Raw genomic sequence first — 9,776 nt, forward strand, 5'->3', positions numbered from 1 at the left:
CCGCACGGCTCCGTCCCCCGGCTGCGGCACGGTGGCCAGCGCGTCGCCCGGGTGATCAGCCCTCCGTGCGCGGCAGGCTGCTGGAGGCCACCAGCGTGCGGACGGCGCGCAGCGCGACGCTCAGCGTGGCCAGATCGAAGTTGTCGCTCTCCCAGATCTCCGAGAGCGTCTGACGGGCCCTGTGGACGGCCACGGAGTTCGCGTCGGTCCAGCGGGCCAGCCGCTCCTCCGGAGGCAGCCCTGGCGTGCTGTGGGCCAGCACGTCGCGGGTCAGCGACGCGTGGGCCGCGTACAGATCGTCGCGCAGCGCCGAGCGCGCCATCGAGTTCCAGCGGCTGTCGCGCGGCAGCGCGATCACCCGCTCGCGCAGCCGGGCGAGCTGGAGGCGGTCGGCGAGGTCGAAGTACACCTCGGCCACCTCGTTGACCGGCCGGCCGGTGAGCGAGGACACCTCCACCAGGTCGAACGTCGAGTACGCGGGCACCATCGCGGCCACCCGCTCGGCCAGCTCCATCGGCACGCCGCGGGCCGCGAAGGAGTCGCGGCGGTCCTCGAAGGCCGCCAGGTCGGGCCCGGTCAGCAGCTTCGGCATGTGGGCCAGCAGGCCGTTCACGCCCTTGACGAAGAAGCTCACCGACCCGGCCAGGTCGAGCGGCGGGCGCCGGTTGCCCAGCAGCCAGCGGGCGCCGCGCTCGGCCAGCTTCCTGGCCTCCAGCAGCATGGCGATCTGCGTCGCCGTGTCGACCTTGTTGTCCAGGCCCTCCACCGCGCGGTGGAAGCTGGCCAGGTCGAACACCTCGCGGGCGACCAGGTAGGCGCGCACCGTGTCGGGCGTCGAGGCGCCGGTCTCCTCGCTGAAGCGGAACATGAACGTGGTGCCCATGGAGTTGACCAGCTCGTTCACCACGCAGGTGGTGATGATCTCGCGGCGCAGCGGGTGGTTGTCCATGTACGGCCGGAAGCGCTCGCGCAGCGCCGACGGGAAGTACGACACCAGCCACGGCGCCAGTGCGGGGTCGTCGGGCAGGTCGGAGCCGAGCAGTTCGGCGTCGGCCACCAGCTTGGTGTAGGCCAGCAGCACCGAGAACTCCGGCGCGGTCAGGCCCAGCCTGGCCTGGCGGCGTTCGGCGAGCGTCTTGTCCGAGGGCAGGAACTCCAGCTCCCGGTTGACCAGCCCGTCGCGCTCCAGCCGCCGCAGGTAGCGGGAGTGGATGTGGAGCATCTCGACGGCCTGGCTGCGGGTCGCGGCGAGGACCACGTTCTGCGCGTGATTGTCGCGCAGGACCAGGTCGGCGACCTCGTCGGTCATCGAGGTGAAGACCTGGTTGCGCTGCTTGTCGGTCAGCTCGCCGTCGCGGACGACCTGGTCGAGCAGGATCTTGATGTTCACCTCGTGGTCGGAGGTGTCGACCCCGGCCGAGTTGTCGATGAAGTCGGTGTTGACCAGGCCGCCCTCCCGCGCGAACTCGATGCGGGCGAGCTGGGTGAAGCCGAGGTTGCCGCCCTCGCCGATGACCTTGCAGCGCAGCTCGTCCGCGTTCACCCGGAGCGAGTCGTTGGCCTTGTCGCCGACGTCGGCGTGGGACTCGGCGCTCGCCTTGACGTAGGTGCCGATGCCGCCGTTCCACAGCAGGTCGACGGGGGCCCGCAGGATGGCGCTGATCAGGTCGTTCGGCGCCATCGAGGAGATGGCGGCGGGGATGGCGAGCGCCTCGCGCATCTGCGGCGTGATCTGGACGGACTTGGCGGTACGCGGGAACACGCCGCCGCCGGGCGAGATCAGCTTGATGTCGTAGTCGGCCCAGGAGCTGCGCGGCAGGTCGAACAGACGTTGCCGCTCGGCGAAGCCACGGGCGGCGTCCGGGGCGGGGTCGACGAAGATGTGGCGGTGGTCGAAGGCGGCCACCAGGCGGATGTGCTGCGACAGCAGCATGCCGTTGCCGAACACGTCGCCCGACATGTCGCCGATGCCGGCCACGGTGAAGTCGGTGGTCTGGACGTCGGTGCCGATCGTGCGGAAGTGGTACTTGACCGACTCCCAGGCGCCGCGCGCGGTGATGCCCATCGCCTTGTGGTCGTAGCCGATCGAGCCGCCGGAGGCGAAGGCGTCGCCGAGCCAGAAGCCGTAGTCCTTGGCCACGCCGTTGGCGATGTCGGAGAACGTCGCGGTGCCCTTGTCGGCGGCGACCACAAGGTAGGTGTCGTCGCCGTCGTGCCTGACCACGTCGGGCGGCGGCACGACCTTGCCGGCGACCAGGTTGTCGGTGACGTCGAGCAGGCCGGAGATGAACATCCGGTAGCAGTCCACGCCCTCGGCGAGCAGTTCCTCACGCCCACCCGCAGGCGGACGTTTCACGACAAATCCGCCCTTGGACCCAGTGGGCACGATAACGGTATTTTTCACCATCTGGGCTTTGACCAGGCCGAGGATCTCCGTCCTGAAGTCCTCCATCCGGTCCGACCACCGCAGCCCGCCCCTGGCCACCTTGCCGAAGCGCAGGTGCACGCCCTCGACCCGCGGCGAGTACACGAAGATCTCGTACCTCGGCCGCGGCAGCGGCAGCACGCTGATCGCCTGCGGGTCGACCTTGAGCGAGATGTACGGCTTGCGCTGCCCGTCCACGCTCTGGAAGTAGTTGGTCCGCAGCGTCGCCTGGATGACCTCCAGGTAGGCCCGCAGGATCCGGTCCTCGTCCAGCGAGACGACCTCGTCCAGCGCCCCCAGGATCTCCTCGGTGAGCGCCTCGGCCAGGTCGGCGCGCACGTCCTCGGCCCGGCGCGGGTCGAGCCTGGCCTCGAACAGCCGCACCAGCAACCGGGCCAGCCGCACGTTGCCGGTCAGCACGCGCTCCATGTACCGCTGGGAGAAGGTGGCGCCCGCCTGGAGCAGGTACTTGGCGTAGACGCGCAGGATCTCGACCTGCTCCCAGGTCAGCCCGGCGCGCAGGATGAGCGAGTTGAAGTTGTCGGCCTGCACCCGGCCCTGCCACAGGGCGACCAGGCCGTCCTGGAAGAGCTGCTTGAACTCGTTCCTGTCGACCTCGTCGTTGGGCGTGTAGCGCAGCCCGAAGTCGTAGATCCAGGCGTTCTTGGTGGCCGGGTCGTTGTCCCTGTCCACCTCGTACGGCCGCTCGTCCACGACCTCCACGCCGAGCCGCTGAATCAGCGGCAGGGCCTTCGACAGCGAGATGGGCGAGCCCAGCTTGTAGATCTTCAGCCGCCGCTCCCCCTCGGCGGCGTCGTAGGGCTCGTACAGGTTGATGCCGATCTCGTCCGCGGGCGCGCCGACGAGCTGTTCGAGGCGGCGCAGGTCCACGACCGCGACTTTCGGCGGGAAGTCGGCCTTGTACCCCTCGGGGAAGGCGGACTGGTAGCGCCTGGTCAGGCCGGGGGCCTCCTCCTCGGAGGTCATGCGCGCCAGCTCGGCGGCCAGGTCGTCCTCCCACGACCGGGTGATCGCGGCCAGCCGCCGCTCCAGCTCCTCCACGTCGACGGCCGGCTCGGGCAGCGGCTTGCCGCGCTCGCCGCGGATGACCACCTGGAGGCGGGCCAGCGCGGACTCGCCGATCATCGCGCTGTAGTCGAGCGTCCGACCGCCCAGCGCCTTGAGCAGCAGCTCCTGCATCTTCAGGCGCACCTGGGTGGTGTAGCGGTCGCGCGGCAGGTAGATCAGGCAGGAGAAGTAGCGGCCGTAGTCGTCGCGGCGCAGGAACAGCTTGACCTGCTTGCGCTCGCGCAGCCGCAGCACGCCGAGCGCGATCGGCTGGAGCTGGTCGATCGAGGTCTGGAACAGCTCGTCGCGCGGGAACGTCTCCAGTATCTCGATCAGGTCCTTGCCGTCGTGGCTGTCGGCGGCCAGCCCGGCCCGTTCGAGCACGTCGGCGAGCTTGCGCCGGAGCACCGGGATGCGGGAGATCGACTCGTTGTAGGCCACGTGCGTGAACAGGCCGAGGAAGCGGCGCTCGCCGACCACATCACCCTGTGGCGAGAACAGCTTCACCCCGATGTAGTCCAGGTAGGCCGCCCGGTGGACGGTCGCCTTGGAGTTGGCCTTGCTGATGATCAGCAGGTGCTTCTCGCGCGCCTTGGCCCGCACCTCGGGAGGCAGCACGGAGAAGCTCTCCGAGCCGATCTTGTCGTCGCGCAGGATGCCGAGCGCCGCGCCGGGCACCGCGCGCAGCGCGTCGCCCTCGTCGGTGCGCTCAAGGCGGTACTCGCGGTACCCGAGGAACGTGAAGTGCCCGTCGGCGAGCCAGCGCAGCAGGCCGAGGCTGTCCTCGACCTCGGCGGGCTCCAGCGGCGGCGGGTTGGCCGACAGGTCCTCGGCCGTCTGCACGGCCTGCGCGCGCATCTTCCTGAAGTCCTCGACGGCGTGCCGCACGTCGGTCAGGACCCGCTGGAGGTCGGCCTCCAGCTCCCTGAGCGCCTCCGGGTCGGACTGCCGGTCGATCTCGAAGTGCATCCACGACTCGACCAGCATCATGCCGGTCACGTCCTCGTGACCGCGGTGCAGCATCTTGCCCGTCATGTCACGGCGGACCCGCATCTGGGGGTGCACCACCAGGTAGGTCCCGATGTCGTGCCTGGCCAGCTCCATCGTCACGGAGTCGACCAGGAAGGGCATGTCGTCGGTGACGATCTCCACCACGGAGTGGCCGGGGTCCCAGCCGTTCTCGTCCAGGGTGGGCGTGTACACGCGCACCACCGGCCGGCCCTGGGGACGCACCTCGGCGAGCTGCCGTTGCGACATGGCCGGGCCGTACACGTCCACGGGGTTGCGGTCCTGCAGATCCTCGGGCGCGACGTGCCGGTAGTAGACGCGCAAGAAGGACAGCGCTTCCTCGGGGCTCACATGGTCGCTGCCGACCGCGCACCGTTGCGCGGCTCGCTGGAGCAGCTCATCCTTCGCCTCGTCGAGCGGCATTTCGCTCTCACTCCTTTGTGAGGGTTCGCCTTGGCCCATCACGGCCAGGCTCTTGGTTCCCCGGGCAACGGGAAGTAGTACGGGCGCGTGCTACCGCGCAGGTGGAAGCGTCTGTCGAGCCTCTTGTGCCCGATTTGTCGCCGATCTGCCGTTCGACCATCCGCATGCGGCGGGTCCGCCGCCGAAGGGCGGTCTCATCGTGGGAGACCGGCAGGCCACGCTGGGAGAGGGCGGTGGGACAAGCATCCCACAGCATCGCCTCACCGGGTCTGCGGCGCAGCCGGGAGGGCTCGAAGCCACTCGCGGGGGACAGCCCGTGGCGATGCGCGAAGGACAGCGCGGGGCCGATCGCGAGGGAGTCCTGGGGCGTCATCGTCTCCAGGACGTCGACCTGCTCGGGCAGGCGGTGGTAGCCCCCGTAGGAGAGCCTTCTCTCCTCACCGAACCGCCTGTCAGGGGGCACGGCCGCATCGCCGTCGATGCCCACCGAACACCTCCCCCAAGCCGCCCGGCCAACGGGACCAGGCGTACGTCTTGCCGTACCGATATCACCCGAAAAGGGGATAGACGTCAACGCGACATCGACATCGGAGGGGGGTCGTCTTCGGAAGCAGCGGCTGAATGCTTCAGGTCGTCGAGCCGGGACGGGATGTCCGCCATCTCCTTCAGCTCGGCCTGGCACCGTGCGCAGGTGTCGAGGTGGCGCTCGAACTCCTCCACTTCCTCTTCGTCGAGGACACCGAGGACGTAGGCGGCCACCCCTTCATGCATTACCCGGCTACCCCCTTGTCCTGCAGAAGCACACGGAGCGCCCGGATCCCGTAGTAGAGACGGGACTTCACCGTGCCCGGCGGTATCCCCAGTATCTCCGCCGCTTCACTTATCGTACGGTCCCGGAGGTAAGTCTGCTCGATGACTTCGCGGTGTTCTTCGGAGAGGCTGCGCAGAGCCTCCGCCACCACGATCGCCGAGAGGGCTCGCTCCGAGCTGTCGGGCACCGCCAGCATGTCGACTTCCGGCGGCTCGACCTCATGGGGCCGGACGCTCTTGCGTCGCCGTCCGTCGATGACGATGCGTCGGGCCACTGTCAGCAGCCATGCCCAGATGAGGCTGGGCTCCCATTGCAGCCTTGCCGAGTGACGCCAAGCTCTGACGAGCGTCTCCTGGACGACGTCTTCCGCCCATTGGAGATCGTTCCCGGTAGACTTGCGTACGTGGCGCAGCAGAGGGCCACCGAACTCCTGGTAGAGCACCGCGATCCGGTGTTCCGCGTCGATGTCGGCGCTCTCTAACCTGCCGGTGAGATGACCTAGCACGGGGCACATCTTTACACCTTCGTTATCACTCCGGTAGTCACTCCGATAACTCCAGTCATTTCTGACTATTCCGACCCATGAGTGAACCGGTACCGGTAGGCCCGCGTACCTCCGATCATGCACAGGCTTTTGCGCGGCGAACTACTCATGTTCGGTGGCTTCGCAGTGGCCGCCACGGTCACGATCCTGCTGGTCCTGCCTACTGGGACCTTCGCGGGGTCGACTCAGTACACGCAGATGGACTCCGGCCCCATCGGGCCGGCGGACCGCGACCTGCTTGTCAGGGTACGCCAGGCAGGCCTCTGGGAGATTCCCGTTGGCCAATGGGCGCAGACCCGTGGCGAATCCCCGAGCGTCAAGGAAGCCGGGAGGCAGATGGTCTCGGACCACACCAAGCTCGACGCGGCGACTCGCGCGCTCGCCGCCAAGCTCAAGGTGCCGATTCCCGACGTCGCCAGCGCCGATCAGCAGAGCTGGATGGCCCAGCTGTCCGCGGAGAAGGGATCAGCCTTCGACAAGGACTTCGCTGCCCTGTTGCGTGCCGCGCACGGCAAGGTCTTCGCCGTCGTGGCGAACGTGCGGGCGGGGACTCGTAACGACGAGATCCGGAAATTCGCCAACACGGCCAACACCGTCGTCCTGAAGCACATGACGTTGCTCGAGGCCACCGGCCTGGTGGACTACGGCGAACTTCCCGAACCTCCCACGCCCACACCTGTTCCACCCGTCGCCACCACGGCGGCAGATACGAGGAGACAGTGATGAGCAGATCCAGACGCACGGCCGCGGCCGTGTCGGCCCTGGCCGTCATGGCGGGCGGCCTGGTGTCCGCCGCCGTGATCGGCGTCAGCCCAGCGCGCGCTGACCATTGCGATCCGGCCGCCGAGGCGAGCGCGAGCGCGAGCCCGAGCCAGTCTCAGCAGCAACGGCAGGCTCCGGACAACCAGGACAACAACCAGGACCAGGGCCAGCAGAACAACGACCAGCAGCAGAACCAGGACCAAGGTCAGCAGCAGGACCAGGGCCAGCAACAGGATCAGGGCCAGCAGCAGCAGCAGGACCAGGGTCAGCAGAACCAGGACCAGGGCCAGCAGCAGGACCAGCAGCAGCAGGGCGGCGGCGCCCTTCTCGCCGCGCCGACCCCCGACCCGTCCGGTCAGGACAACCAGGACCAGGGTCAGCAGCAGGACCAGGGCCAGCAGGATCAGGGTCAGCAGAACAACGACCAGCAGAACAACGACCAGGCCCAGAACAACCAGCAGAACAACAACCAGAACCAGAACAACCTTCGGCGCAGGGGCAACAACAACCAGAACCGGCCCACCGCCACGCCGACGCCTTCCCCCACCGCGACCGGCGGCGAGGAGGAGTGCGGCGACCTCGGCCCCTTCCCCGAGGACTTCATCGACATCCGCCGGGTCGGCCGCGGCCAGCTCGACAACTTCCGCGCCGGCCGCAACGGCTCCCGGGGCACCTTCACCTCGCGCTGCGGGACCAACGGCAACAAGCACAACAACCCTGACAACTTCATCGTCGCCCCCGGCGTGAGCAACGGCGCCCACCACCTCCACGACTACGTGGGCAACCTGTCCACGGACGGGTTCTCGACCGACCAGAGCCTCGCGGCGGCGGGGACGACATGCAGGTTCGGCGACAAGTCGACCTACTTCTGGCCCGTGCTCCGCGACCGCAAGTCGGACGCGAACAGCGGAGACGCCGACGGCAACGTGGGCGCGGTCCTTCAGGCCCGCCAGGTCTCGCTGGAGTTCCGTGGCAACGCCACCTCCAGGGTCGTCGCGATGCCGAGGTTCCTGCGTGTCATCACCGGTGACGCCAAGGCGGCCACCAACGGTGGCGCGAACGCACGCGCCGCGTGGACGTGTACCGGTTTCACCAACCGCATCACTAATAACAAATATCCGCTCTGCCCACGCGGAAGCCAGGTCGTCCGTATTCTGGACTTCCCCAGCTGCTGGGACGGTCAGAACACCGACAGTGCGAACCACCGTACGCACATCGTGTTCCCGGGTCAGGGTGGCGCCTGCCCGCAGGGAACTCGGGCCGTGCCGGCACTGCGCATGTCCCTCGTGTACTCGGTTCCGCAAGGACCGTCCTTCGCCGTGGACGCCTTCCCGGAGCAGAAGCACAACCCAGTGACCGACCACGCCGACTTCGCCAACGTGATGCCGGACAACCTGATGAGGTTCGTAGTGAACTGCATCAACCGCGGACAGCGATGCTGACGTAGCTCGGCCCTCCCGAGTCGCACCCTCAACCGACCCTTCGGAGGGAATAGATGTTCCATCGAAGACAACCCCGGCATAGGCCGTCCAAGCTGGACACCAGATGGGTCCGGTTCGGGGTCAGCTCGGCGCTCATGCTGTTCATCCTGGCCGGGTTCGCCCTGGCCATGACTGAGGACGGCGCGCGCTGGGTCGGCCGCGGGGTAGGCTTCCTCGAGTTTTACGCGGGCGTGTTCGCCCTGGTGCTGCTGAGCGCGACGGTCGGGCTCGGCCTGCTCACCACCGAACGCGTCTTCCTGTCCCCGTCCAACAGGGTCAGGGCACAACTGGCACACCGGGCGACCGCGATGATCGGGATGGCCTACCTGATCACGCACCTCACCCTCATGATCTCCCTGGGGCACGTCCCGCCCACGGCGATCGTCGCCCCGGTGGCCGGGATCCCCGTTTTCCTCGGTGCTTGCGCCTTCCTCATGTTCGTGCTCGTCATCGTCTCGGGCTTCGTGCGAGGGCGCTTCGCGATCACCACCAAGCCGTGGATCTGGCGGACTCTCCATGCGAGCGCGTATCTTTCATGGCCCGTGGGCATTCTTCACGGAATGACCGCGGGCCGCCCGCCGGCCTGGTGGGTCGCGTGGTCGTACATCGTCTGTCTGGCCGCGGTGGGCGGAGCCCTGATCGTGCGAGTGATGGCCACCATGCGGAGGCCGGAGCTCACACCTGAATGGGTCAAGACCCCCGAGGTCGACCGGTCGCCGATCGAGCGTCCGATCGACGTCAACGCGCCGGTGAGCTTGGACGCCGCGCGCAGGAAGTACAGGCAAGCGGGATAAGACCGCACAGGAATGCCCAGGAGGCTTCGTAGTGATCCCGCAACGGGTCCCACGCGTTTTACGCGTGGGTCCGGCCCGTCTGACCGCCGGGCTGGACCACACCAGGAGGATCGATCTCCCGGCGCACCGGACGCTTCACGGCGAGCCGGTGCTGCGTGATATCGAGACCCTGATCGCACAGGTGAACGAAGTCGACATGCGCGGCAGAGGCGGAGCGGCGTTCCCGGTCGGCCGCAAGATGCGCGCCGTCCGCGACGCCGCCAAGGCGCGCGAGAGTGTCGTGCTGGTGAACGGCTCGGAAGGCGAGCCCGCCAGCTGCAAGGACACCATGATGCTCATCCGCAACCCGCACCTCGTCCTGGACGGCGCGGTCCTCGCCGCCGAGGCCCTGCACGCCCGCGAGGTCGTCGTGGCGATCGGGTCCGGCGGCGAGGTGGCCGAGGCGTCCGTCTCGGGCGCC

The 9,776-nt window shown here is 68.3% G+C and carries 6 protein-coding genes and 1 pseudogene; 4 read left to right on the top strand and 3 right to left on the bottom strand.

The window, feature by feature from the left end; translation table 11 throughout:
- Nucleotides 1-55 precede the first annotated feature (55 nt).
- From KME77_RS03445 to KME77_RS03455, 3 genes are all read right to left on the bottom strand, one after another.
- Complete coding sequence (locus KME77_RS03445) at nt 56-4,924, bottom strand: NAD-glutamate dehydrogenase (RefSeq protein ID WP_219461850.1); 4,869 nt, start codon at nt 4,922-4,924, stop codon at nt 56-58.
- A 570-nt stretch (nt 4,925-5,494) separates the two neighbouring features.
- On the bottom strand, nt 5,495-5,695 hold the full coding sequence (locus tag KME77_RS03450) for a zf-HC2 domain-containing protein (RefSeq protein WP_219461852.1): 201 nt from the start codon (nt 5,693-5,695) through the stop codon (nt 5,495-5,497).
- Nucleotides 5,695-6,249, bottom strand: a complete 555-nt coding sequence (locus KME77_RS03455; RefSeq protein ID WP_246609110.1) for a sigma-70 family RNA polymerase sigma factor — start codon at nt 6,247-6,249, stop codon at nt 5,695-5,697. Before KME77_RS03455 ends, KME77_RS03450 begins: the two co-directional genes overlap by 1 nt.
- Nucleotides 6,250-6,357: 108 nt before the next feature.
- Between KME77_RS03455 and KME77_RS03460 the strand changes: the two genes are divergently transcribed.
- The 4 genes and pseudogenes from KME77_RS03460 to KME77_RS03475 all read left to right on the top strand — a co-directional run.
- Complete coding sequence (locus KME77_RS03460; protein WP_219461855.1) at nt 6,358-7,002, top strand: DUF4142 domain-containing protein; 645 nt, start codon at nt 6,358-6,360, stop codon at nt 7,000-7,002.
- On the top strand, nt 7,002-8,483 hold the full coding sequence (locus KME77_RS03465; RefSeq protein WP_246609111.1) for a DUF1996 domain-containing protein: 1,482 nt from the start codon (nt 7,002-7,004) through the stop codon (nt 8,481-8,483). The genes KME77_RS03460 and KME77_RS03465 overlap by 1 nt, the downstream gene beginning before the upstream one ends.
- Nucleotides 8,484-8,617: 134 nt before the next feature.
- On the top strand, nt 8,618-9,316 hold the full coding sequence (locus tag KME77_RS03470; protein ID WP_219461857.1) for a hypothetical protein: 699 nt from the start codon (nt 8,618-8,620) through the stop codon (nt 9,314-9,316).
- A 181-nt stretch (nt 9,317-9,497) separates the two neighbouring features.
- A pseudogene (locus KME77_RS03475) lies at nt 9,498-9,776 on the top strand (NADH-quinone oxidoreductase subunit NuoF family protein); the annotation flags it as partial.

The organism is Nonomuraea rhizosphaerae (genome assembly GCF_019396405.1).
Lineage (GTDB): Bacteria > Actinomycetota > Actinomycetes > Streptosporangiales > Streptosporangiaceae > Nonomuraea > Nonomuraea rhizosphaerae.